The organism is Pseudomonas sp. LS-2 (assembly GCF_003605735.1).
Classification (GTDB): Bacteria; Pseudomonadota; Gammaproteobacteria; order Pseudomonadales; family Pseudomonadaceae; genus Aquipseudomonas.
Genome location: NZ_QXTJ01000015.1, coordinates 76,957 through 100,400, shown reverse-complemented (window position 1 = coordinate 100,400; position 23,444 = coordinate 76,957). Strand labels below are relative to the sequence as shown.

At 57.2% G+C, this 23,444-nt stretch carries 16 protein-coding genes and 4 pseudogenes; 12 read left to right on the top strand and 8 right to left on the bottom strand.

Annotated elements, in window-relative coordinates; translation table 11 throughout:
• The first annotated feature begins 138 nt into the window (after positions 1 to 138).
• Together hrpA and D3M70_RS08600 are read left to right on the top strand one after the other, a co-directional pair.
• On the top strand, positions 139 to 4,050 hold the full coding sequence (gene hrpA, locus D3M70_RS08605) for an ATP-dependent RNA helicase HrpA (RefSeq protein WP_120125359.1): 3,912 nt from the start codon (positions 139 to 141) through the stop codon (positions 4,048 to 4,050).
• A 245-nt stretch (positions 4,051 to 4,295) separates the two neighbouring features.
• Positions 4,296 to 5,417 carry a beta-ketoacyl-ACP synthase III gene (locus tag D3M70_RS08600; RefSeq protein WP_120125358.1) on the top strand — a complete coding sequence of 374 codons (1,122 nt, stop codon included), beginning with the start codon at positions 4,296 to 4,298 and terminating at the stop codon, positions 5,415 to 5,417.
• Between the two features lie 256 nt (positions 5,418 to 5,673).
• On the opposite strand, the gene D3M70_RS08595 is transcribed toward D3M70_RS08600, so the two are convergent.
• Positions 5,674 to 6,954 (bottom strand): putative porin, encoded by a 1,281-nt coding sequence (locus D3M70_RS08595; protein ID WP_120125357.1) that lies wholly within the window; start codon positions 6,952 to 6,954, stop codon positions 5,674 to 5,676.
• A gap of 282 nt (positions 6,955 to 7,236) precedes the next feature.
• Here D3M70_RS08595 and D3M70_RS08590 point away from each other — a divergent pair, with 282 nt between their 5' ends.
• On the top strand, positions 7,237 to 8,364 hold the full coding sequence (locus D3M70_RS08590; protein ID WP_120125356.1) for a GNAT family N-acetyltransferase: 1,128 nt from the start codon (positions 7,237 to 7,239) through the stop codon (positions 8,362 to 8,364).
• A 244-nt stretch (positions 8,365 to 8,608) separates the two neighbouring features.
• Here the strand turns inward: D3M70_RS08590 and D3M70_RS08585 are convergent, their stop codons facing one another.
• The 5 genes from D3M70_RS08585 to D3M70_RS08570 form a co-directional block, all read right to left on the bottom strand.
• The gene (locus D3M70_RS08585; protein WP_120125355.1) at positions 8,609 to 10,468 is read right to left on the bottom strand and encodes an ABC transporter ATP-binding protein; all 1,860 of its coding nucleotides are present in this window, start codon (positions 10,466 to 10,468) and stop codon (positions 8,609 to 8,611) included.
• Positions 10,469 to 10,631: 163 nt separating this feature from the next.
• Positions 10,632 to 11,189, bottom strand: coding sequence for a peptidylprolyl isomerase (locus D3M70_RS08580; RefSeq protein ID WP_120125354.1), 558 nt, complete (start codon positions 11,187 to 11,189; stop codon positions 10,632 to 10,634).
• A gap of 132 nt (positions 11,190 to 11,321) precedes the next feature.
• The gene (locus D3M70_RS31905) at positions 11,322 to 11,468 is read right to left on the bottom strand and encodes a hypothetical protein (protein ID WP_165869761.1); all 147 of its coding nucleotides are present in this window, start codon (positions 11,466 to 11,468) and stop codon (positions 11,322 to 11,324) included.
• 6 nt (positions 11,469 to 11,474) lie between these two features.
• Positions 11,475 to 12,275 carry an alpha/beta fold hydrolase gene (locus D3M70_RS08575; RefSeq protein ID WP_120125353.1) on the bottom strand — a complete coding sequence of 267 codons (801 nt, stop codon included), beginning with the start codon at positions 12,273 to 12,275 and terminating at the stop codon, positions 11,475 to 11,477.
• A gap of 114 nt (positions 12,276 to 12,389) precedes the next feature.
• Complete coding sequence (locus tag D3M70_RS08570) at positions 12,390 to 13,313, bottom strand: LysR family transcriptional regulator (RefSeq protein WP_120125352.1); 924 nt, start codon at positions 13,311 to 13,313, stop codon at positions 12,390 to 12,392.
• Between the two features lie 50 nt (positions 13,314 to 13,363).
• Here D3M70_RS08570 and D3M70_RS08565 point away from each other — a divergent pair, with 50 nt between their 5' ends.
• The 4 genes from D3M70_RS08565 to D3M70_RS08550 all read left to right on the top strand — a co-directional run bounded on the left by D3M70_RS08565 (position 13,364) and on the right by D3M70_RS08550 (position 15,625).
• Complete coding sequence (locus tag D3M70_RS08565; protein WP_120125351.1) at positions 13,364 to 13,678, top strand: 3-phosphoglycerate kinase; 315 nt, start codon at positions 13,364 to 13,366, stop codon at positions 13,676 to 13,678.
• A gap of 157 nt (positions 13,679 to 13,835) precedes the next feature.
• A complete protein-coding gene (locus D3M70_RS08560) occupies positions 13,836 to 14,435 on the top strand; it encodes an FMN-dependent NADH-azoreductase (RefSeq protein ID WP_120125350.1) in 600 nt (199 codons plus the stop codon).
• 464 nt (positions 14,436 to 14,899) lie between these two features.
• Positions 14,900 to 15,133 carry a hypothetical protein gene (locus D3M70_RS08555; protein ID WP_120125349.1) on the top strand — a complete coding sequence of 78 codons (234 nt, stop codon included), beginning with the start codon at positions 14,900 to 14,902 and terminating at the stop codon, positions 15,131 to 15,133.
• Between the two features lie 246 nt (positions 15,134 to 15,379).
• Positions 15,380 to 15,625 carry a hypothetical protein gene (locus D3M70_RS08550; protein ID WP_120125348.1) on the top strand — a complete coding sequence of 82 codons (246 nt, stop codon included), beginning with the start codon at positions 15,380 to 15,382 and terminating at the stop codon, positions 15,623 to 15,625.
• Positions 15,626 to 15,718: 93 nt separating this feature from the next.
• On the opposite strand, the gene D3M70_RS08545 is transcribed toward D3M70_RS08550, so the two are convergent.
• Both D3M70_RS08545 and D3M70_RS08540 read right to left on the bottom strand, forming a co-directional pair.
• Positions 15,719 to 16,030 (bottom strand): DNA-binding transcriptional regulator, encoded by a 312-nt coding sequence (locus D3M70_RS08545; protein WP_120125347.1) that lies wholly within the window; start codon positions 16,028 to 16,030, stop codon positions 15,719 to 15,721.
• A gap of 93 nt (positions 16,031 to 16,123) precedes the next feature.
• A pseudogene (locus D3M70_RS08540) lies at positions 16,124 to 16,615 on the bottom strand (mechanosensitive ion channel family protein); the annotation flags it as partial.
• Positions 16,616 to 16,936: 321 nt separating this feature from the next.
• Between D3M70_RS08540 and gmtY the strand changes: the two are divergent.
• From gmtY to gmtX, 5 genes and pseudogenes are all read left to right on the top strand, one after another.
• Positions 16,937 to 18,352, top strand: a complete 1,416-nt coding sequence (gene gmtY / locus D3M70_RS08535; RefSeq protein ID WP_120125346.1) for a gamma-mobile-trio recombinase GmtY — start codon at positions 16,937 to 16,939, stop codon at positions 18,350 to 18,352.
• A 574-nt stretch (positions 18,353 to 18,926) separates the two neighbouring features.
• Positions 18,927 to 20,092: pseudogene (locus tag D3M70_RS32930) on the top strand (integrase repeat-containing protein); the annotation flags it as partial.
• 22 nt (positions 20,093 to 20,114) lie between these two features.
• Positions 20,115 to 20,882 (top strand): annotated as a pseudogene (locus tag D3M70_RS32285) (VPA1269 family protein); the annotation flags it as partial.
• A 1-nt stretch (position 20,883) separates the two neighbouring features.
• A pseudogene (locus D3M70_RS34115) lies at positions 20,884 to 22,705 on the top strand (VPA1269 family protein); the annotation flags it as partial.
• A 126-nt stretch (positions 22,706 to 22,831) separates the two neighbouring features.
• Entirely contained in the window at positions 22,832 to 23,428 is a 597-nt protein-coding gene (gene gmtX / locus D3M70_RS08520; RefSeq protein ID WP_120125343.1) for a gamma-mobile-trio protein GmtX, read from the top strand.
• The last annotated feature ends 16 nt before the right edge of the window (positions 23,429 to 23,444 follow it).

Genomic DNA, 23,444 nt, shown 5'->3' with positions numbered 1-23,444 from the left:
GTGGCCATGTTGCGGACGCTACCGCCGGCAAGCCGTGCTGCTACAGGGGAGGGGCGTACATCCGCAGATATGCATGACCCCCACCAAATCTGCGACAATCCGCGCCCTGAATTCAGATAGAAAAGACTTCGCGCCCTGATGACCGACGAATCGACCTCCATCGACCAACTGTATAAGAACCTCGACCACGCGATGATCAGTGATCGTCATCGCCTGCGTCGCCAGTTGCACGAACTGCGCAAGAAGCCCGACGAGGCGAAGCTGGCTCAGTGGGTCGAGCGTGTCCAGGCGTCGTGCGCGCAGGTCGTAAGCCGCAAGCAAAGCGTGCCGACCATCCGCTATGACGAAAACCTGCCCATCGCCGCCAAGCGCGACGAGATCAAGGACGCGCTGCTCAAGCATCAGGTGCTGATCATCGCGGGCGAAACCGGCTCGGGTAAAACCACCCAGTTGCCCAAAATCTGCCTGGAGATCGGGCGTGGTCAGCACGGCCTGATCGGCCACACTCAGCCCCGTCGAATTGCCGCGCGCAGCGTCGGCAGTCGCGTCGCTGAAGAAATCGGCACGCCGCTGGGCGGGCTGGTCGGCTATCAAGTGCGCTTCGAGGATCAGAGCGACAGCAACACCCTGATCAAGCTGATGACCGACGGTATCCTGCTGGCCGAAACCCAGCACGACCGTTTTCTCGAACGCTATGACACCATCATCGTCGACGAAGCCCACGAACGCAGCCTGAACATCGACTTCCTGCTCGGTTACCTGAAAACCCTGCTGCCCCGTCGCCCGGACCTGAAAGTCATCATTACCTCGGCGACCATCGACCTGGAACGCTTCTCCGAGCACTTCGACAAGGCGCCGATCATCGAGGTCTCGGGCCGTACCTTCCCGGTGGACACCTGGTATCGCCCCCTGACCTCTGAGCAAGATGAAGAAGGCAACAGTGTCGAGGATGACCTGACCGTCGACCAGGCGATTCTCGCCACCCTCGATGAACTGGCCGCTTTAGAACGCAACGAACGCAAATCGCCGGGCGATGTGCTGGTGTTCTTACCGGGCGAGCGCGAGATTCGCGACGCCGCCGAAATGCTGCGCAAGGCCCAGCTCAAACACACCGAAATCCTGCCCCTGTACGCACGCCTGTCGCCTGCCGAACAGCAGCGGATTTTCCAGTCGCATCCGGGCCGTCGCGTGGTGCTGGCGACCAACGTCGCCGAGACCTCGCTGACCGTGCCGGGCATTCGCTACGTGATCGACACCGGCACTGCGCGCATCAGCCGCTACAGCTATCGGGCCAAGGTCCAGCGCCTGCCCATCGAAGCGATTTCCCAGGCCAGCGCCAATCAGCGAAAAGGCCGATGTGGCCGGGTCGAACCGGGCCTCTGTGTGCGTCTCTACAGCGAAGAGGATTTCCTCTCGCGCCCTGAATTCACCGATCCGGAAATCCTGCGCACCAACCTTGCCGCCGTCATTTTGCAGATGCTGCATCTGCGCCTGGGTCAGATCACTGATTTCCCGTTCATCGAGCCGCCGGATGGCAAGGCCATCAGCGACGGCTTCAACCTGTTGCAAGAGCTGTCGGCGGTCAATCGCGAGAACCAGCTGACTCCCTTGGGTCGCCAACTCGCGCGCCTGCCCGTGGATCCGCGCATGGGCCGCATGCTGCTCGAGGCTGCCAAACAGGGCAGCTTGCAGGAAGTGCTGATCGTCGCCAGCGCCATGTCGATTCAGGACCCGCGCGAGCGTCCGCCGGAGCGCCAACAGGCCGCCGATCAGGCCCACGCACAATGGAAGGATCAGGACTCCGATTTCGCCGGCCTGGTCAATCTGTGGCGCGGTTTCGAGGAGCAACGCCAGGCGCTGACGGCCAGCCCGCTGCGCAACTGGTGCCGTCGCAACTTCCTCAACTACCTGCGTCTGCGCGAGTGGCGTGATTCCCATCGCCAGTTGAGCCTGATCTGCCGTGACCTGCAATTGACGGTCAATAAAGAGCCTGCCGACTTCCCGAAATTTCACAAGGCGGTGCTGTCCGGCCTGCTCAGCCAGATCGGCCAGAAGACCGAAGAAGGCGATTACCTCGGTGCGCGTCAGCGACGTTTCTGGGTGCATCCGTCTTCTGGCCTGGGCAGAAAACGCCCGCAGTGGATCATGGCTGCCGAACTGGTCGAGACCACCAAGCTGTATGCGCGCATGGTCGCCAAGATCGAGCCCGACTGGATCGAGCCGCTGGCTGGGCATCTGGTCAAGAAAAACCACTTCGAGCCGCATTGGGAGAAGAAGCGCGGCCAGGTCGTCGCCTTCGAGCAGATCACGCTGTTCGGCCTGATCGTGGTCGGGCGTCGTCCTGTGCATTTCGGGCCGATCGATCCTGTTGTCTCTCGCGAATTCTTCATCCGGGAAGGCCTGGTGCGCGGCGAAATTCAGTCCCGAGCCAAGTGCCTGAGCGCCAACACCAGGTTGCTTGAACAGCTCGACGAACTGGAAGCCAAGGCCCGTCGTCGCGACATTCTGGCTGACGAGGAGACGCTGTTCCGTTTCTACGACGAGCGCTTGCCCGCCGACATTCACCAGACCGCGACCTTCGATGCCTGGTATCGGATGGAGAGCCAGAAGAATCCGCAACTGCTGATCATGCGCGAGGAAGACGTGCTCGCCCGTGAAGCCAGCGAGGTGACGGCCAATCAGTACCCGGACACGCTGCGTCTGGGTGATCTGACGCTGCCGCTGACCTATCACTTCGAGCCCAATCACCCGCGCGACGGCGTGACGTTGCGCGTGCCCGCGCCGCTGTTGCTGTCGTTGCCCGCGGAGCGTCTGGAATGGCTGGTTCCGGGGCTTCTGGAAACCAAATGCGTGGCCCTGGTGCGCAGTCTCCCCAAGGCACTGCGCAAGAACTTCGTGCCGGTGCCGGACTTCGTCAAGGCAGCCTTGCAGCGCATGGTGTTTGCCGAAGGTTCACTGCCTGAGGCTCTGGGTCGCGAATTGCTGCGCATGACCGGGGCGCGGGTATCCGAGGAAGCCTGGGCGGAAGCCGCACAGCAGGTGGAAAACCACCTGAAGATGAACCTTGAAGTAGTCGATGCCAACGGCAAGTTTCTGGGTGAAGGTCGCGATCTGGATGAACTGACCGCGCGGTTCGCCGAAGCCGGGCAGGCTGCGCTGGCCGTGCCTCAATCGGCGAAGAGCCAGCAACCGGTGGAAGCCAGGGGCTTTGCTGCGGTGGCGGAAAAGACTCAACAGAAGATTGCCGGGCTGTCGATGACGGTGTATCCGGCGTTGGTGGAAGAGGGCGGTACGGTCAAGGAAGGGCGCTTCTCGACCCAGACCGAAGCCGAGTATCAGCATCGCCGCGCCTTGCAGCGTCTGTTGCTGCAACAACTGGCCGAGCCTGCGAAGTTCTTGCGCAACAAACTGCCAGGTCAGACCGAGCTGGCGTTGCTGTATCGCGACATGGGCCGGGTCGATGCGCTGATCGAAGACATTCTGCTGGCGAGCCTGGACACCTGCATTCTCGACGGCGAAGCCACGCTGCCTCGCGATGGCGCGGGCTTGATGTCGCTGGCTGAGCGCAAGCGCGGCAGCCTGACAGAGCATGCCGAGCGCCTGGCGAAGCTGACGCTGGAAATTCTCAAGCTCTGGCATGGCCTGCAAAAGCGCTTCAAAGGCAAGATCGATCTGGCTCAGGCCGTGGCGCTGAACGACATCAAGGCGCAGTTGGGCAAACTGGTGTATCCGGGCTTCGTGCGGGAAACGCCCGCGCAGTGGCTCAAGGAGTTACCGCGTTATCTGAAAGCCATCGAACTGCGTCTTGAAAAGCTTGGCAGTCAGGTGCAGAAAGACCGGGTCTGGAGCATCGAACTGAGCAATCTGTGGGCGCAATACCAGACCCGCGCCGACAAACATGCCCAGGAAGGCAAGCGCGACGACGAGTTGATGACGTATCGCTGGTGGCTGGAGGAGTACCGCGTGTCGCTGTTTGCCCAGCAGTTGGGGACCAAGGTGCCAATCTCCGACAAGCGTCTGAGCAAGCAGTGGAGTCAGGTGGAGGGTTGAGAAGTCTTAATTGCCTTCAGCATCGGCCCGCTAACCCTCAGGCGACTGCATTCCAGCAGCCCGATAGCGCCAAATCCCGGCCGATATGGCAAACTTCGCGGCTAAAACATCAAAAGTTTTACCAAGGTCCATTCCCGCCTACGGGAAACTTTATCGTTGCATTGGTACTGTCGTTCCAGAAAACAGCCAGCACCGTGCTTACGCAGGTCCCTTGACCTGCTGCCGTCAATAAGAGAGGAACGACCGTGTACGACGTCGTGATCAGTGGCACAGGGCTCTACACCCCCGCCAACAGCATTTCCAACGATGAACTGGTGCATTCTTTCAACACCTACGTCGCGCAATTCAACGCCGAGAACGCCGCCGCCATCGAGGCAGGCCAGGTTCAGGCGCTGACTGAATCCAGCGCAGCGTTCATCGAGAAAGCCAGCGGCATCAAGAGCCGCTTCGTCATGGACAAGGACGGCATCCTCGACCCACAACGCATGAAGCCGCGCCTTCCCGAGCGCTCCAATGACGAATGGTCGATCCTCTGCCAGATGGGCGTTGCCGCCGCTGAACAGGCCTTGCAGCGCGCCGGCAAGACCGCCGCCGACATCGACGGCGTGATCGTCGCCTGTTCCAACCTGCAACGCGCCTATCCGGCGATCTCCATCGAAATCCAGTCGGCGCTGGGCGTTCAGGGTTTCGGTTTCGACATGAACGTCGCCTGCTCCTCGGCCACCTTTGGCATCCAGACCGCCTACAACAGCATCAAGCTGGGCCAGGCCCGCGCGCTGTTGGTGATCAGCCCGGAAATCTGCACCGCGCACCTGAACTTCCGTGACCGCGACAGCCATTTCATCTTCGGTGACGCGGCCACGGCGGTCGTGGTCGAACGTGCCGATCTGGCGACCTCCGAGCATCAGTTCGACGTTGTCAGTACCAAACTGCTGACCACTTTCTCCAACAACATCCGCAACAACTTCGGCTTCCTCAACCGCACCGCCGAAGAGGGCGAGGGCACGCCGGACAAGTTGTTCGTGCAGGAAGGCCGCAAGGTGTTCCGTGACGTCTGCCCGATGGTGGCGGAGCTGGTGGGCACGCACCTGCAGGAGAACAGCCTCAACGTCGGTGACGTGAAGCGCTTCTGGTTGCATCAGGCCAACCTGAGCATGAACCACCTGATCGTCAAGAAACTGCTGGGTCGTGATGCCAGCGTCGAGGAAGCCCCGGTCATTCTCGACAGCTACGCGAACACCAGCTCGGCGGGCTCGGTCATTGCCTTCCACAAATACCAGGACGATTTGCCGAGCGGCGCGCTGGGCGTATTGAGTTCGTTCGGGGCGGGGTATTCGATTGGCAGCGTGATTTTGCGCAGGAAGTAATCGCTATCCACTACGTCCCCTGTAGCAGTCCGGCTCGCCGGCGGCAGCGATCTTGAATACGCCACCGCCGGCAAGCCGTGCTTCTACAGGGGATTTGCGTTTCAGCCTGGGAAACAAAAACAGCCCGGTGTTGGCCTGTCGGAACGGATGATGGGGATCCGACAGGGCAACAGCGGGCTGGAAGGATGATGCGGCTCCAGGCGACGGGAGCATGCCGCCTGAAGCTTGAAGCGTTTGAATCGTGTAACAGCGGTGCTTAGAACTTCGCCAGAACGTCCAGCTGCAGCGTGTTGGCATCTGCGTCGCGTTGGGTGGTGGTCGCGAAGTCGGCCTTGGTCAGGAAGTAAGTCGCACCGATCGAGAAGTTCTTGTCGATGTCGTAAGAGACGCCCAGTTTGTGACCACGCGAACCGGTCGTGCCGTTGGCGAAGTCGGAGTCGGTGAAGGCGCCAACCACTGCGTTGCGTTGTACGTCGCGGTAGTTGTAGTCCAGCGCAAAGCCAAACACTTTGGTCTTCACGCCGGTCAGCCAACCCGTGTCCTGCTCGCTGTCGGTCGCATTGTTGTTCACGTACTGGCCGTAGAACGACAGCGGAACGGCCAGACCGTTGACGTCCATCTGAGCGAAGCCTTCAAGCAGGCGGAAGCGGTCGGTGTTGTTGCCATTGACCGACAGTGCTGCCGAATCCTTGTCGTTCTGGTACTGATAAACGCTACCGCCGACGGTGAATTTCAGTGCGTCGATCGGCTGGAAGTGCGTACCCAACTGGCCGGCGTTCAGGCGCAGGTCGTTCTTGAACTGAGTGCCGTCGCCGTCGATGTTGTCTTTGAGGGTGTAGTTGCCGATGCTGCCGAAGATGTCGAAGTTCTTGCTGATCGGGTAGCTATAGGTAGCGGCCAGACCTTCCGGGTTGATGTCGCTGTCCCAGATGATGTCGCCCATGCTGACCCAGGGCTGAGCCATCTTGCCGCCGATCACGTGCAGGTTAGGCAAGGCAGTGGGGTGGTAGTCGATGTAACCCATGTCCAGCCACAGGTCTTTCTTGACGAAGTAGCCGTCCAGATCCTGGTTGGTCGAACGGGCGTCGTTGCTGCCGCCGGTGGCGATACGGATACCGGTGCTGACCTGCGGGTTGATATCGGTGTAGGCACCCAGACGGGCACGGATACGCTGACGATCCTTGTCCTGGCTGTTGTTCTGACCATCGATCTTGATGGTTTCCTGACGAACGCGCACGTCGCCTTTGAATTGGGTCTTGGCGGCCCACGCCACTTTCTGCTCGAATGCCGAAAGATCGGCCGACTTGGTCTGCGCTGCTGCGATCTGGTCGGCAGTCGCTTTCTGGGCTTGTTGTTGAGCCTGCTGATCCTTGGCGAGCTCCGATTGCAGTTCGGCGTACTGGGCTGGCGAGATCGAGCCATTGGCCTTGAGCATGTCGAGCAGTTTCGCGTCGACTGCGGCGCTGGCCGGAACGCTCATGGCCAGCAACAGACCGCCACACATGGCTGCCGCAGTTTTGGTGGAAGCAAGACGCATATCAATCTCCGTAGATGAGAAGGGATGACAAAGCCATCCAGGGAACAACCGACCGATGCGGGCGGAAAAAAAGTCCAGGTTTTAAGAACCGGGGGCTCTAAAAACAGGCGCCAGTATTACGATCGTTTATGACAGAGGGATGGCTATGTGATGGCATCTCGATGACATGTGAAAATTTCGTTGAACCCGCGGGCTAGAGCGCTGCCATGGCAAATTTCATGTGCAAACGTCTTCAATAGGTGATACTGCGCAAACGTTAGCGGGGGGCCGTTGGAGGGTTCGATGTCGTTACACCGTTTGGATAAGCTGTCGGACCTTGCATCCGAAGAGTGGGACGCCTTGATCCCCGGCGACTCGCCGTTTCTGCGTCATGCCTTTCTCAGTTCGCTGGAAGACAGCGGCAGCCTCGGGCCGCGCTCTGGCTGGCGTGCCGAGCACCTGCTCCACTATGAAGGTGAGAAGCTGATCGCGGCATTGCCGGCGTATCGCAAGTGGCACTCCTACGGCGAGTACGTGTTCGACCACGGCTGGGCCGATGCCTGTCGCCGCGCCGGTCTCGCTTACTATCCGAAGTTGCTGGTGGCCGTGCCGTTCAGTCCGGTGAGCGGGCCTCGTCTGCTGGCGAAGACACCCGCAGATGGCCGCGAATTGATCGCCTGCCTGCCGGGCTACGCCGAGGCAGAAGAGCTGTCCAGCGTACACGTCAACTTCACCGACCCTGTCTCGGACATGATGCTCGCCGAGCAACCGGGCTGGTTGCAGCGCATCGGCTGTCAGTACCACTGGCAGAACCGGGGCTACCGCGATTTTCAGGATTTCCTCGACGCCCTGAGTTCACGCAAGCGCAAGCAGATGCGCAAAGAGCGCGAGCAGGTGGCGGGGCAGGGCTTCGACTTCGAGTGGCTTGAGGGGCACGAACTGAGCGAGGCACATTGGGATTTCGTCTATGCCTGCTATTCCAACACCTACGAGATACGCGGGCAGGCGCCATACCTGACGCGGGAGTTCTTCAGTCTGGTGGCCGAGCGCCTGCCCGAAGCCATTCGCGTGGTGCTGGCGCGACAAGGCTCAAGGCCGGTGGCGATGGCGTTCAGTCTGGTGGGAGGCGACAGCTTCTACGGGCGCTACTGGGGCTGCCTGGCGGAGTTCGACCGACTGCATTTCGAGACCTGTTTCTACCAGGGGATGGATTACGCCATCGCACAGGGCTTCAAGCGTTTCGACGCCGGCGCTCAGGGCGAGCACAAACTGATTCGCGGGTTCGAGCCGGTGATTACCCATTCCTGGCATTACCTGGCTCACCCAGGATTGCGCGAGGCGGTGGCGGACTTCCTGAGTCAGGAAAGGGCGGGGATTCTGGCGTATGCCGAAGAGGCGAGGGCAGCGCTGCCGTATCGGCAGGGTGAGTAAGCGATTGAATGAGTGAGTCACGCCGCCGTGAGTCAGTTTGACTCAGACTCACTGTATTAGCTGGTTTCTCGCGAAAGTTGAGTCAGCCACATCATGGTTGACTGACCGACCACATTCGCCAGCAAGCCGGCTCCACAGGTACGGTGTGCATCCAGCGTTGCGCGTTTGTTGGGGTACCGCTCTGTAGCAGTCCGGCTTGCCGGCGGTGGCGATTCCGGTTTCATCACCGCCAGCAAGTCAGCCATTACAACGACTGCGGCGCCAAAGGGAACTCGTCCACCCCGACAAAACCACCGGTCTGATGCGCCCACAAGCGTGCGTACAGCCCTTGATGTGCCAGCAGTTCGGCATGGGTGCCGCTTTCGGCGATCTGGCCGTCCTCCAGCACCACCAGTCGGTCCATCCGCGCAATTGTCGAAAGGCGGTGGGCGATGGCGATCACCGTCTTGCCCTGCATCAGGGTTTCCAGGCTTTCCTGAATCGCCGCCTCCACCTCCGAGTCCAGCGCAGACGTCGCCTCATCCATGATCAGGATCGGCGCATCCTTGAGCAGCACGCGGGTAATCGCAATCCGCTGACGCTGCCCACCGGACAGCTTCACGCCGCGCTCACCGACATGGGCATCGAGCCCGGTGCGGCCTTCGGAGTCCGACAGCTGCGGAATGAAACTGTCGGCGCGAGCCTTGCGCATGGCTTCCCACAGCTCGGCATCGGTGGCGTTGGGTTTGCCGTAAAGCAGGTTGTCGCGGATCGAGCGGTGCAGCAGCGACGTGTCCTGCGTGATCATGCCGATGTTCGAGCGCAGGCTTTCCTGAGATACGTGGGAAATGTCCTGATCGTCAATGGTGATCCGTCCGCCCTGCACGTCGTACAGACGCAGTAGCAGGTTCACCAGCGTCGATTTACCCGCACCGGACGGCCCGATCAGTCCAATCTTCTCGCCGGGCTTGATGTCCAGATTCAGGCCATCGATCACGCCCTTGCCTTTGCCGTACTGAAACTGCAGGTTCTCGAACTTCACCTCGCCACGGCTCACCGCCAGCTTCGGCGCGGCCTCGCGGTCAGTGACGCCCACGGGCTGGGAAATACTCTGCAGACCGTCCTGAACCATGCCGATGTTTTCGAAGATGCCGTTGACGACCCACATAATCCAGCCGGACATGTTGACGATACGAATCACCAGACCGGTCGCCAGCGCGATTGCGCCCACCGAGATCAGCGACTGAGTCCACAGCCACAAGGCAAGGCCCGTGGTCCAGACGATCAGAATGCCGTTCAGGGTCGTGATCACGGTGTCCATTTCGGTGATCACACGGCCGGCCAGTTGGGTCTTCTCGGTCTGCTCGCTGATCGCTTCCCGGGCGTATAGCTGCTCCGAGTTGGTATGAGCGAACAGCTTCAGGGTCGTGATGTTGGTGTAGCCGTCGACGATGCGCCCCATCAGCTTGGAGCGGGCGTCGGACGACACGACCGAACGCGCCTTGACCCGTGGCACGAAGTACCACAGGGCGAGAATGAAGCCAAGAATCCAGCTCAGCAGCGGAATCATCAGGCGCCAGTCCGCTTCGGCGAACAGCACCAGCGCACCGATCGAATAGATCAGCACGTGCCACATGGCGTCCACGGTCTGCACGGCGGAATCGCGCAAGGCATTGCCGGTCTGCACGATGCGCTGGGCGATGCGCCCTGCAAAGTCGTTCTGAAAGAAGTTCACGCTCTGCTTGAGCACGTAGCTGTGATTCTGCCAGTTGATCATGCTGGTCATGCCGGGGCTGATGGTCTGATGCACCAGCAGGTCATGCAGGGCGACGAAGATCGGTCGCAGAACGAGCGCGACGACGACCATCCATGTCAGCTCCAGCGCATGGTCGCTGAAAAAGTTCGGATTCGGTGCCCCCTGGGCCAGGTCGATGATGCGGCTCAGGTAGCTGAACAGCGACACCTCGATCAATGCGCCGATCAGCCCCACCACCAACAGTGCGAGGAAACTGGGCCAGACCTGGCGCAGGTAATAGACGTAAAACGCCATGACCTGGTTCGGTGGCGCGGCGGTCGGGGCATCGCGGAAGATATCGATCAGTTTTTCGAAACGACGATAGAGCATTGGCTATGACGCCCACGCTTGAGCGGGCTCTCCTTTCTGGGGACCAGGGAATTGTCCCTTGTTGTGACCGCGTGAAGCCGCGTTTGCTCGCGGGGATCCATGCTGTTTCTTCCGGAAAAGAAAAAAGCCGGGCGAGCGCCCGGCTTTTGCGCACCTGCAGAGCTTAGTTCACAACTTTGACGGACTTGATCAGTATCGGGTCGACAGGCACGTTCTGCATGCCGCCTTTGTTGGTCGTTTGGGAATTGACGATGGTGTCAACGACGTCCATGCCTTTTACCACCTTGCCGAACACCGCGTAACCGAAGTCGCGCACGCCGTGGTCGAGCATTTCGTTGTCCTTGACGTTAATGAAGAACTGGCTGGTGGCCGAGTTCACGTCGGAGGTACGCGCCATGGCGATGGTCCCGCGCACGTTATGCAGGCCGTTTTCCGCTTCGTTCTTGATCGGGTCGTGGGTCGGCTTTTGCATCATCTGCGCCGTGAACCCACCGCCTTGAACCATGAAACCGGGGATCACGCGGTGGAAGATGGTGTTGGTATAGAAGTTTTCATTCGCGTAGGTCAGAAAGTTTTTCGTGCTGATTGGCGCCTTGTCCTGGTTCAGTTCGATTTCAATCTGGCCCAGGCTGGTGTCCAGCACGACATGAGGGGCTGGCGCCGCCATCAGATTGGAAGCGAACAGCACGGCGGCAGCGGTGAAGGCAATTTTTTTCAGCATGAGGCAGATGTCCTGAAAAGTGGTTTTTCGACTGCTAAAAACAGGACACAAGGGAAGCACGTTTGAGCGGATTTGGACAGGGCCCCGGAAGGGCCCCGTATGTTGCTTGTGGCTATGGAGTATGAACGGTGCTTAAACAAGTGCACCTATAAGGTAATCAATGTATGAACCTGTCTCGTCCAACAGGTCTGTCAGAAGGCCCGCGCTTGCGGAGCTGGCCATGCCCGCTGCGATCAGACCGAACACTACATAGGGGAGCATTTTTCTTGATGTTTTCATGAAGGGTCACTCCTGTGACATCGCATCCACATCTTTTACAAATTCCAAAAGAATCCGATTGAATTCCTCTGGTTGATCCAGCGGTGTCGCATGTCGGGAATCCTCTATGACCACCAACCTCGCCTCATGAATAAGCCTAACGTATGCCTCCTTCAGCGCCACCGGCGTGTAATCATATTTCGCAGTAACGACCAGCGTCGGGCAAGCGATTCGCGATAACTTTTCCTGCACCCCCCAACCCACGATTGCGCTGAAGCTTGCCAGGTAAGCGTGTTTTTCGTTCCGCGCCCAGCGCCTGGCGATCTTGTGCCGCAATTCGGCCTGTTCGGGGTCGGGAAACAGGTTCTTGCCCAGCCCCTTGCCGATGGTTTCCATACTGAACACCCTCGCCAGTAGCCAGCGTTTGGCGAACTGCCGAAAGTCACCGAAGCTTTTGATCTTCACTTCGGGCGCGCTGTTGACGATGGTCAGGCTCTTGAGCAACTGCGGCTGATCGACCGCGAGTTGAAAGCCGATCATGCCGCCCATGGAAAGGCCCACCAGATGCACCGGGCCGCTTTGCAGATGTTCGAGCAGCGCCTCGATGTCGGCGCTGAAACCCGGAATGCTGTAGCGCTCCCGCGGTTTGTCCGAACGGCCGTGGCCCCGCACATCGACCACGATCACCCGATACTGCGCAGCCAGTGCCGGGATCTGGTACTCCCAGTCCTGACAGCTAGAACCCAGGCCATGAACCAGCAGTACCGGCGCGCCACGCCCATATTCCTCGTAGTGCAGGGAACAGCCGTCGTGATCGAAGTAGGGCATGGTTTACGTCCTTGTCGAGGGGCAATACACGAACCGTAGCAGTCTGGCTTGCCGGCGACTTCATCGTGAAGGCCACCGCCGGGAAGCCGCACTGCTACAGAACTGCGTTTGTCTCTATGCCTGCTGCGGGGCGGCGAAGGCCGCATCCAGCGGGGCGGTGTCGAAGGTCTGGATCAGCTCGATGAGAATCTGCGTGGCCGGCCCCAGCGGTTTGTCTTTGCTTGAATAAAGGTAGAACGTCGGGGAGCGGCTGCCACCCTTGTCCAGCGGCAGCACCTTGAGCACGCCTTCCTTCATCTCCCGCTCGATCATGTGTCGAGGCAGCCAGGCAAACCCCAGGCCGCTGCTGACGAAGGTCGCGGCGGTCGCCAGGCTGCCCACGGTCCAGCGCTGTTCGGAGCCCAGCCAGCCTACATCGCGAGGCTGGTTGCGGCCGGAGTCGCGAATCACTACTTGCAGCTGGCTTTCCAGATCCTGAAACGTCAATTCGCGCTGCATCTGATGAAGAGAGTGTTCAGGGTGGGCGACGGCAACGAATTCGACGGCGCTCATTTCGGTGCCCAGATAGCCCGGAATGTTGAAGCCACTGATGGCCAGGTCCGCGACGCCTTCGAGCAAGACTTCCTCCACGCCGGACAGCACTTCCTCGCGCAACCGCACCCGACAGCCACGGCTCTGCGGCATGAACGCCGTCAGTGCGCGCACCAGGCGCGCGTTCGGATAGGCAGCGTCCACCACCAGACGCACCTCCGCCTCCCAGCCCTGTTCCATGTGATGGGCCAGGTCTTCCAGTTGACTGGCGTTCTTCACCAGTTGCCGTGAACGCCGCAGCAGCACTTCACCGGCCTCGGTCAGTACGGCTTTTCGGCCATCGATGCGCAGCAGCGGGACGCCGAGCTGATCCTGCATCCGGGCCACGGTGTAGCTCACTGAGGACTGCGAGCGGTGCAGGGCTTCGGCCGCCTGGGCAAAGCCTCCATGGTCGACCACGGCCTGCAAGGTGCGCCATTGATCAAGGGTCACGCGGGGCGCTTTCATCTTTCGCTCCTGTTGTCCTAAGCTGGCCGTCCAATAATGAGGACTGCCACATGAAAAAATTCTGTTGTGTGCTGCTGACGATGTTGCCCTTGAGCGCCTTTGCCTACCCCATCGATGTCGAAAAACACATCGACGGAGTGCAGATTGACTACAACAGCCACGACACGACTTACGACATCGGCAACATCACGGTGAACAACTACGGCGACGTGCCAGCCAAGTGCACCGTGGTGTTCAACAATGGCCCGGAAGCGCCACGCACACGTCGGGTGCAGATCGCGCCGAAAAGCAGCGAGAACGTCACGGCCAAATTCAATCGCGAGATCATCAAGCTGCGCATCAAGCTCAGCTGTGAACCGCAGTAGATCGGGATGTCAGGTCGGGAGAGGTTAATGCGCTCCCGCAGACAAAACAAATTATTAGATATTTAGAAGCAGTTTTTTGTGCTTTTTAATCGATATGGCCATGCCTAAGCTTCACTCCATCGAATTCAACACACCCATTCGCTGGAGGCCTCACCCCATGTCTCGCGTCCTGATCATCGAAAGCAGCGCCCGTCAGCAAGATTCCGTTTCCCGTCAACTGACCCAACAGTTCATCAGTCAGTGGCGTGCCACGCACCCTGGCGATGAGATCACCGTTCGCGATCTGGCGGTCAAGCAGGTGCCGCATCTGGACATCGACCTGCTGGGCGGCTGGATGAAGCCTCAGGATCAGCGCAACGCCGTCGAACAGGCCGCGCTGGAGCGCTCCAATGAACTGACTGACGAACTGGTCGCCGCCGACGTCGTGGTCCTGGCCGCGCCGATGTACAACTTCGCAATTCCCAGCACCCTCAAATCCTGGTTCGACCACGTACTGCGTGCCGGTGTAACGTTCAAATATGGCGACACTGGCCCACAAGGCTTGCTCACCGGAAAGCGCGCTTATGTACTGACCGCTCGCGGTGGCATCTACGCAGGCAGCACGCTGGATCATCAGGAACCGTATCTGCGTCAGGTGCTGGGCTTTGTCGGCATCCACGACGTTACGTTCATTCATGCCGAGGGCCTGAATATGGGTGGCGACTTCTCAGAGAAGGGCTTGAATCAGGCGGTCGCCAAATTGGCCCAGGTGGCGTGATACCCAAGCCGCGCTTAATCGTCGGTTAATGCCGGCGCGTGATCATCCTCTCGTTCATCGACGCTCCTTTGGCACTTGAATGCTCCTGAGTGCATCGCCCGATAGATCCGCCATCTTGCGCCGGGTCATCGGGCTTTTTATTGTCCGCAGCAAAGTCCCCCGGCAGCTCAGACCCGCGTGAAGCCGCAACCGCCGCCCAGCCGGATTGCCGGCGGGGGCGGCGCCTGAAGATGTTTTTTTCGGGGTTCGGCCGCCATTTGTTGCAGTCATCGCTTCTGTTCTGTGATGTTCGACCCCATGGAAAACCGTCAAGACCATTGAACTAGACGTGCTGCGCGATAACATCATCGGAGTTGATGTTCGATATCTCCACGGGTGGTTTTTCATGTTGGGGCTGACCGAATAGATTGGCTCCAACGAAACGAACTACCCAACTTACTTACAGTTCTGCGGAGATCCAAATCATGAAAAAATCAATCGCGTTCGGCTTTGCACTTTCGATTCTGGCTGCAGGTTCTGCGTTCGCCAGCCCTGAAAAGACTTATCAGCGCGCCATTGTGGATGCATCCAGTGCCACCGTTCTGGATAGCAAAGTGGCCAGCAAAGATGCGGTAAAACCTTTTGATACCAAGGCCTCTGGCACTGTGATCGTCGCTGAAAACCGCAAAGAGTTCGGTTCCAGCTACCAGCGCTACTGAGTCGAGTGCCCCGTTCAGTCTTCTCTGAATACGCACAACTAAAAAGCCCGGCAGATGCCGGGCTTTTTGTGCAGGGTCTGAAAGTATAAAGGGGGCGATGCATGAAGTTTATGAGCGCAATAGTCCTTTCCCTATTATCAGTGCGGTCGATATACAGAATAAGTTTCAATGTTTTTTAATTCTTCGTCGGGGGGCATAGATTGGTCCCAACACAAAGGTTCACCCAACTTACCGGAGAAACAGATCATGAAAAAATCCATCGCGTTTGGCTTCGCACTGTCGGTTCTGGCCGCCACTTCCGCTTTCGCCAGCCCACAGGCCTCTACCGCCGCCCAGACCATCGTCCTGGAACCGACCTACGTTCACGCCAACGCCGTCGAGACAAAAGTCGCTGACAAAGACACCATCAAGCCTTTCGCCAGCCAATCTTCCGGCGCTGTCCTCGTCGCTGACAACCGTAAAGAGTTCGGCTCGCAGTATCAGCGCTACTGAGTACGGCACGTTCGTACTGAAAATCAAAAGCCCGGCGGATGCCGGGCTTTTTGTTCATGTGGGTTTAACTCTTACGCGTGATCCTCTCACCGATTACACGGCCAGCACGTCTCGAAACACATCGGGTCGAAGCGCAGCAATATGCAGCAAAGAGCGGGCTGCTCCGGAAGGCATACGTCGACCCTGCTCCCATTCCTGAAGTGTTCGCACGGACACTCCCAGCAACTCGGCAAATCGTGGTTGTGAAAGTCCTGTCTTGCTGCGCGCCTCAGCCGCTTCGGTCATTGTCAGCGAGTGAATCTTGCCGTGATTGCCGGCTTTGACATCCCGGATGGACTCAAGCAATTCTTCGCCAAGGTTGCGCTTGGCATCCCGTTCCATCAGTTCTTTTTCAGTCAGGGGCATGGTCGAACTCCTTTGCAATCTTGCGCAGAATATGCGCAGGAAGAGGGAGCTCTGCAATGCTTCCTTTGGGGTTGAAGAATCAGACTTTCCCATTTAACGAGTCCTTAACCCCATCCGCATATCCGACCCGCTCGGCTGCTGGTACAGGCTCAAACCGAACTCCGGCAGCACCGCCAGCAAGTAATCGAAAATGTCCCCCTGAATCCGCTCGTAATCGGCCCAGCTGGTGGTGCGGGTGAAGCAGTAGATTTCCAGTGGAACACCTTGGGCCGTGGCTTCCATCTGGCGGACCATGCAGGTCATGTCGGGGTGAATGTCCGGATGGCTTTTCAGATAGGCCAGGGCGTAGGCGCGGAAGGTGCCGATGTTGGTGATGCGGCGGCGGTTGGCGGACAATTCGGCGACATTGCCTTGCGCTTCGTTCCAGGCTTTGAGTTCGGCCTTCTTGCGGCCCATGTAGTCGGTCAACAGGCGCACCTGCGTCAGTTTCAGTTCTTCGTCATCGGCGACGAACCGCACGCCACTGGCGTCGATGAACAGGCTGCGCTTGATCCGGCGACCGCCGGCGGCCTGCATGCCCCGCCATTATCACCGGTACCGCATCAATACTATCCAGCTCCCCTCAAGCCCCTCGGCTCCCAGAACCCGTTCAAAAAATAATCAAAAACCCCCAGTGCGGGATCTTCCACTAGGAAGCTCTGTACCTCTATAATAGGCAATATCCACATACTAACTACTACATACTACTAAATCCAAAAAGCCTCCAACCCCAGAAGCCATGCGTACTCCGCCAAGCTGCAGACCCCAAGCAGATCATTCCAAGCAGGCAGACGACGATCAGAAGACACAGACCTCACCAGGTTTGTCAGCAAAGGGCATGGAGAAGAGGGCAGGAGAGCTAGCACCATGACAGTCAGCTTGAAGATCAGGACGCTGTACCAGAACGACAATACGGGGCGTGAGATCGAGCTTCCCGCGTTGCTCACGCCCCAAGGCATTCTGATTTCCCATCTGAGGTTCCTGGCCTCGACGCGCTACCTCAAGAAGAGTGCCTCATGGCGTGAGCGGAACGTATTCGCGATGAAGCTGCTGCTGTCGTACATCGGTGCGAACGAAGCCTACTTCACCAAGACGACAGAGCTCCTGGAGTCGTTTGCGACAGCACTGCAGTACGGAACGATCAACATCGAGACCCAACAGGATCCTGGTGGGCTGTACTGGTTGCCGCGTAAAGCCGAGGATGCCCGTACGCTCTTGCAGCACATCACCGCGTATACCGACTGGCTCATTGGTGAGTCGGGACACGAGCAGTCCTTAGTGAACCCGTTCAGGAAGGCGACCTCTGTGGAGGAGCGGATGAACTGGTGCGCCTATTACCAGCGTCAATCCAATGTGTTCCTGAACTATCTCAACAAGCCAAAGGACGCAGCGGCTGAGAATCAATGGGTTCGGCGCACGCAGACTTCGAACGTGCCTATGTTCAACAGGAGGCCAACGAAGCGCTTTCCCGAGAGTGAGATTAACAACCTGCTTGAAAGCGGGTGGGTGCGGCGCATGGCAGATCCGGAAGCTACGGCAAATGACCGTATCGATTGGAAGGGAAGGGCGATCACAGTCTTGATGCATTATGCAGGGCTGCGTAAGAGCGAGATCTTTCATTTGTTTTTGTCTGATGTGATCGTCGACAGGGAGCGTAAGGAAGCCTACGTACGTATCTGGCATCCTGAGAATGGGCGTGTTCAAGAAGAGGGCTATACCAATCGCCGTGATTATCTGAACCGACGTTATCGCAGAAAGCCTCGCACGGAGTACTCAAAGACAGACTCACTGCATGCCGGCTGGAAGTCCCCGCTGTTGACTGATGGTTCTGATGGCTTTCTTGAAGTCTATTTCTACCCATTAGATATGGCCAAGGTATTCCTTCACTATTACGCAAGCTACCTCAAGTACCAGCGAGTTGACCCTCTGCCGACTGAAGACCATCCGTACGCGTTTACGAACACAGACGGTAGGCCGGAGACGATGAAAAACTTCAACCGACAACACCGTGATGCAGTGCACCGTATTGGCTTGGAGCATTCCAAGAAACTCGGAACCACTGAGCATGGTCATCGTCACGCATACGGCTACAGGCTCTGTGAGTCAGATCTTTCTGAGGAGTTTATTCAGAAGGCCTTGCACCATCGCAATATCGAGTCGCAGCGGGTCTACAAAGAGCCTACGTACGAAGACACTAGGGTCGAAAGGATGAAAGGTGAGAAACGCCTCGCAGAGAAGCGTCGGGAAGCACGCGAACTCCAGGGTGAACAGGAGCGTCAGTAATCATCGAAAGCTGCCCGCTCCCTTCACGCGGGCAGCCCCCTTGCAAGTCAGCCTTCACAGAATGATCGTCCCACCAGTGTGGTGCCCACGATAGCCGCCCATCTTGCAGGTCGCCAGCCTCGTCCACCACGTCGCCCTACTCGGTGATTTACGCCCAGAAAGCCACTGGAAAGCCACTGCGCCCAAGGCGCTAGTGAGAGTCCTACTCCTCCTGAACCACCTCCCAAAAGACTGGCCGGCCAGAAATAGCCCGAAATCCCCTAAAAGTGACCTAAAATGTAACAAAATGTTTCTAGGTACGCTCAATTCTGAATTGAGCCAAACGCATAGGCCGGCCAGAAAAAACTCCCAATTCAAAATTGGCGACCCTTACGCGAAATTCCGGGCCCCTAGCCCGCATGAACTCGCTAAATTTCGCGAGGCGGGGTTCAATTCAAAATTAATCTCAATATAAGACTTAATGCTCAATTTTGAATTAGGCATAAATTGCTTTTTTCACAATTAAGTGAGTCTTTTCAGTTGTTATTATTTGAGGTAGTTTTACTGGCCTCAGATCTTACGTTGGAGAGCGCCCATGGCCAAGTCAGGCGGCAAGCAAAGCTATGCCCAGAAGAAAGCAAATGAAGAATTTGGGCTAGGTGAACAATCTCAAGTTCAGCAAGGCAAAGTTGATCAAGGCCAAGTTGATCAAGGCCAGGTTGAGCAGGCTGGAAATAAAAATTTTGCACAGGGGGACGATAATAATCCTTCGCCACCGCTTACAAAGAAAAGGCCAACTCGAACTTTCAATTACGGTGCGCGCCGTCCAATGCTTGTTGCTCAAGTATTTAAGACTTACGAAGAAGCCAAGGCATTCGTGTTGGAGAACGGTGTCTCAAAAATTAAGGATTACCAAGCGCTTCAGGAACTGCATGGCGATCTACCAAAAAATCCTATCAAAGTGTACGCAGGTAAGTGGGCTGGCTGGAAAGAGTTCTTTGGTATTCCAGAATTCTATACGTTAAATGAGCTGCAGGAGGTTGTTCGGGGCTTGGGTTTAACCACTGTCCGCTCTTACCAAAAAGCATGTAAGGAAGATCCGAGAATTCCAAATACACCTACTCGGGTCTATAAAGACTTCCCGGGTATCCCAGTCCTTCTTGGAAGAGAGGAACCGTCATATAAAACCATCGAAGAAGCCGCTGCAGCGTGCTCGCGATTGGAGATCCATAACGCTGACAGTTACAGACGTAAACGTCATCTCGACCCGAGACTCCCCAAAAGCCCGGCCAAAACATATGGCTGGGCGTTTAAAAACTGGGGTCAATTTTTGGGTAGGGATGAGGCTGATGTTCGGGATCCAGCAGCTGACGGTTATTACGCTACTGTTGACGAGTTCATGGAGGCGGTAAAGCTTCTGGATGTTACGTCTAAGGACGACTATGCTCGTAAATTTCGCACTGACCCTAAATTACCTCCCCGGCCCGAAAATACGTACCTCTCTCATTGGAGGGGTTGGGCTCCCATCACACAATCAAAGACTAGCTACTACTGTACGACCTGGCAGCAAGCACGTGAGCTAGCGTTGCCACACAGGTTCTTCGGAGCAGATAACTATCGCAAAAACTGGAAGGTTGACACGCGTTTACCTGCCCAGCCCGATAAGCGCTTCCCTGATTTTCCGGGATGGCCAACATTCTTGCTGCCCAAAGACTGCGGTAATATGGATGATCTTAAACTTGCGATTAAGATCCTTAAACTNCTTCCGGAGAACCCGGAAGAAATGTGTGGCAAAGAGTGGAAAGGGTGGCCGAACGCGATGGGGCTGCCGGAGCCTTATTCGTTTGAAGACCTTAAAGCGATCGCTACTCGATACAAGTGCAAGACTCGCTCTGATTATCGAGCACTCTGTGCCAAGTTGAAAGACCCCAGGATGCCCTACAATCCTGAACTGATCTACGAAGAGTGGGTCAATATCTTCGAATTCTTAGAGCAGGATTTACCTTTCAGGCTTGAACAGATCTCGGATAAAAGCAAGGGTTGGTGCGCTGATATCGCTCACTTTATCAATAATAGCCCTGTGAAAGGTTCGTTGGAGCATTCGCTTTGCAAGTTTTTGAGAAATTATGTAGAGCCGAACGATCTTGGCACGAATGTGCGTGAGTTTTTGACAAAAAAGGTGGTCGACACCAAGAAGTACCTCGAATTCTTGCAGGCTGAGTCTGACCCCATCATTGGTCGCCGGATCTGGCTCGAGGTCAATAAATACATGAAAGATGCATTGAAGCGTCACTTCACTGAGGAGGATGAAAACGGCTTCGTCTATATCGTGCCCGGTGCATCCAATCCGTTGGCCGCTGTTGAATTTATGGGGCAAAGGGAACGGCCCTCAGAATCCGTCAAACCAGTTCTCGCCTACCAGTATGTTGAAGAGGTTCGTAACTGGATCATCCCGCTAGAAGCGAAGACGTTCGCGGATCTGAAGAATATCCAGAACTACGACGCTGACTACTATCCTGTGGACAAGGAGCTGATCGACTTCGATGATCCCNCTTCTGGATCGCCCTTTACTGCATGGTCTCGGTACCCGCCCGGGGCCGGCAGGTCATGTATAACGACTCGGGGGAGTCAGATGATTACTTCGTCAGATTCGTCGATGGCAAGCCCGACTGGGTGAAAAACATGGGGCCCTTGGCTAAGCATGGGCGTCAGGAAGGCTTTGTGCGACGCGAGACGGACTCAGAGGGTAACCCAGGGTGGGGCATGCACTTCACCAGCAACAAGACCTCCTACGACGGCGATGGTTACGATGTCCCATGGATCCCTGAGCCGATGATTTATTGGTTGACGGTGCTGCGGGACTGGCAGCAAAAATACAATCCCATCACCCGACTAACCCCTTGGGTGGATTGCAGCAAACGTACAGGTCTCTCCAAGAAGAAGCTTGCGCGGAAGGGCTCCAATACATTCCTGTTCAGGGCATTCGGTGAGGATCAACCCCCGACCTTCGCTCCGCCTCTGACCACGCGCTTAGCGGCGGCGCTGTACAACATCCAGCCCAAGAACCTGACGCTGGCAAGCTTTGAAGAAGGTGCTCGTCCTAGTGCGCTGACTGCCTATGAATCTCGCTTCACTCCGCACTCCATGCGGGTGAGCCTGATCACCGCTTATGTCGCTGAGTTTGGGATGCCCATCCACATCATCATGAAGATCGCTGGCCATGCATCCATCGTAATGAGTGTCTACTACACCAAAATTGGTGGTGCAAAGATGCGTCACGCTATGGCGGAGGGTGAGAAGCGAGCCTTGTTGAACAAGGCTGTGCACGCTCAGCTGATGATTGAGCAGAACCGCATAGATGAATTGAGGCACCAACTGGTTGCAAATAGTGAGGAAGCTCTCGCTGCGCTAATGTCGGGCATGACGGGAACTCAGTTGGTGCGCGACTATGGGATCTGTCCGTATGCCGGTTCAAGGTGTGAGGATGGCGGGCCGGCGCTCAATACGCTTGCTTATGGGGCGACCCCGGCTGGGTATTTAGGGATGCAAAATTGTCCGCGCTGCCGGCATTTCATTACTGGGCCTGTATTCCTAGGCGGTCTGTCTGCGCTGTGGACGGAGATCAGCCTGAACGTGACTTTGGTTTACGAGAAATATAGCGATCTGGAAAAGCAGACGGCTGAGAACAAGCAAATGATCCAGGCCCTTGATCGGGAGCAGGCGATGTGCATCAGAGCGGGCATTGAGTTTGATGAGACGAGGCGGTTGGGGCTGGAGCTTGCTAATAGCCGATTGCACTCTGACATGGAGTCACTGGCAACGAAAATGGATTTGCACCTGTGTGACATGCAGGCAATCACTCGCAACATCAATGAGTCCCGTGTCATCTTGAACAACCAGGCTGAGGCGTCTACGGAAGGTGAAAATATGCCGCTGCAGCTGATTGCTACCGACCGCAGCGATATCGAGATTGAGTACGAAGAGACCTCGTTCTACCAGCACCTGAACGAGGTGTGTGTGAATGCCACGATCTACCAATCATCCTCGGCCATCCTCGCGACTCCGCGCCGCTCGCAGATAATTGATCGGATGGCGCAGTTGAATGACCTACGGCCCAACATGTTCAACCTGAGTGAGAAGGAGCAGCTGATACTGGGTAACCAGGTAACCGATTTCTTCCTGACTCGGCTCAACAGCTGGAATAAGGTCAACAAGCTGGTGAGCGGCGAGCTCTTGATTGATGACCTGGAGGGGCCGGATCGTATCTCCAAGCCTGACTTTGCGAGGTTGCTGGAGACGAGCCCGTTCCTGGATGCCCCAGCCTTGCCCTTCATGGATGAGACCGAGTCGATCGAGTTGGAGGCTTTTGCCTAGTCGTTTGTGATCAAAAAGATCGTGAGAGCGATGCATCATTGATCGCTCCTTCGGTAAAGTATCTTAATGAGGCCGTCTCCCCTGAGACGGCTTTGCCGTGAGTAGGTTGGCCAGAGAACGAGAGAAATGACACCTGAGGAAATGCTCGCCTTGCTGTGCGAGAAGAAGCCGAGGCAGCGAGCTTCGCTTGAAGCGATCTTTGAGGTTTGCCAGGAAATCGTGACGGACAAAAGTACCGATTTCTCCTACGCCAATGTTGCAAGGCTCGGGGAGTCGAGAAAGGTGCCGAAGGCACAGAGCATCGCCAACAGCACTGGTGATAACTACAAAGCGCTCATCAAATGCTTCGCCAATTCTTCAGTCAGTCGCAAAAGGCCCAAGCGACCACGTCGCGGGGATGCATGGGCCGACGAGATTCAGGATCCGCAGTTGCGGTTGTTGGTTCAGCAGACCCTCGTCGAGCTAGCTGAGGCTCAGGCTGCTCTTAAAGAAATTCATCCCCCTGGAAAGGTGATCCGGATTGACGACCGCGCGGGCAGTGCACCAGACTTCAAGCTCAATTCCTTAGAGCGGCGTGCGCTTGAGTACTTACGCTCAAAAGACTTCTTGAATGATTTCAAGCTACAGCAGGGCGACTTGGGGGATGTGATCGACCAGAGGGGTAGGGCCGTTTTCAAGCCTGGCACTCTGGATGCGCTTGAGAAGGTGCTGAAGCTTCTCTGAAGCCACTTATGCGATC

Excerpts from the sequence above, each read along its gene's own strand:
- hrpA (WP_120125359.1), top strand. The coding sequence starts at position 139 with ATGACCGACGAATCGACCTCCATCGACCAACTGTATAAGAACCTCGAC.
- D3M70_RS08595 (WP_120125357.1), bottom strand. The coding sequence starts at position 6,954 with ATGCGTCTTGCTTCCACCAAAACTGCGGCAGCCATGTGTGGCGGTCTG.
- D3M70_RS08590 (WP_120125356.1), top strand. The coding sequence starts at position 7,237 with ATGTCGTTACACCGTTTGGATAAGCTGTCGGACCTTGCATCCGAAGAG.
- D3M70_RS08585 (WP_120125355.1), bottom strand. The coding sequence starts at position 10,468 with ATGCTCTATCGTCGTTTCGAAAAACTGATCGATATCTTCCGCGATGCC.
- D3M70_RS08580 (WP_120125354.1), bottom strand. The coding sequence starts at position 11,189 with ATGCTGAAAAAAATTGCCTTCACCGCTGCCGCCGTGCTGTTCGCTTCC.
- D3M70_RS31905 (WP_165869761.1), bottom strand. The coding sequence starts at position 11,468 with ATGAAAACATCAAGAAAAATGCTCCCCTATGTAGTGTTCGGTCTGATC.
- D3M70_RS08575 (WP_120125353.1), bottom strand. The coding sequence starts at position 12,275 with ATGCCCTACTTCGATCACGACGGCTGTTCCCTGCACTACGAGGAATAT.
- D3M70_RS08570 (WP_120125352.1), bottom strand. The coding sequence starts at position 13,313 with ATGAAAGCGCCCCGCGTGACCCTTGATCAATGGCGCACCTTGCAGGCC.
- D3M70_RS08565 (WP_120125351.1), top strand. The coding sequence starts at position 13,364 with ATGAAAAAATTCTGTTGTGTGCTGCTGACGATGTTGCCCTTGAGCGCC.
- D3M70_RS08560 (WP_120125350.1), top strand. The coding sequence starts at position 13,836 with ATGTCTCGCGTCCTGATCATCGAAAGCAGCGCCCGTCAGCAAGATTCC.
- D3M70_RS08555 (WP_120125349.1), top strand. The coding sequence starts at position 14,900 with ATGAAAAAATCAATCGCGTTCGGCTTTGCACTTTCGATTCTGGCTGCA.
- D3M70_RS08550 (WP_120125348.1), top strand. The coding sequence starts at position 15,380 with ATGAAAAAATCCATCGCGTTTGGCTTCGCACTGTCGGTTCTGGCCGCC.
- D3M70_RS08545 (WP_120125347.1), bottom strand. The coding sequence starts at position 16,030 with ATGCCCCTGACTGAAAAAGAACTGATGGAACGGGATGCCAAGCGCAAC.
- gmtY (WP_120125346.1), top strand. The coding sequence starts at position 16,937 with ATGACAGTCAGCTTGAAGATCAGGACGCTGTACCAGAACGACAATACG.
- gmtX (WP_120125343.1), top strand. The coding sequence starts at position 22,832 with ATGACACCTGAGGAAATGCTCGCCTTGCTGTGCGAGAAGAAGCCGAGG.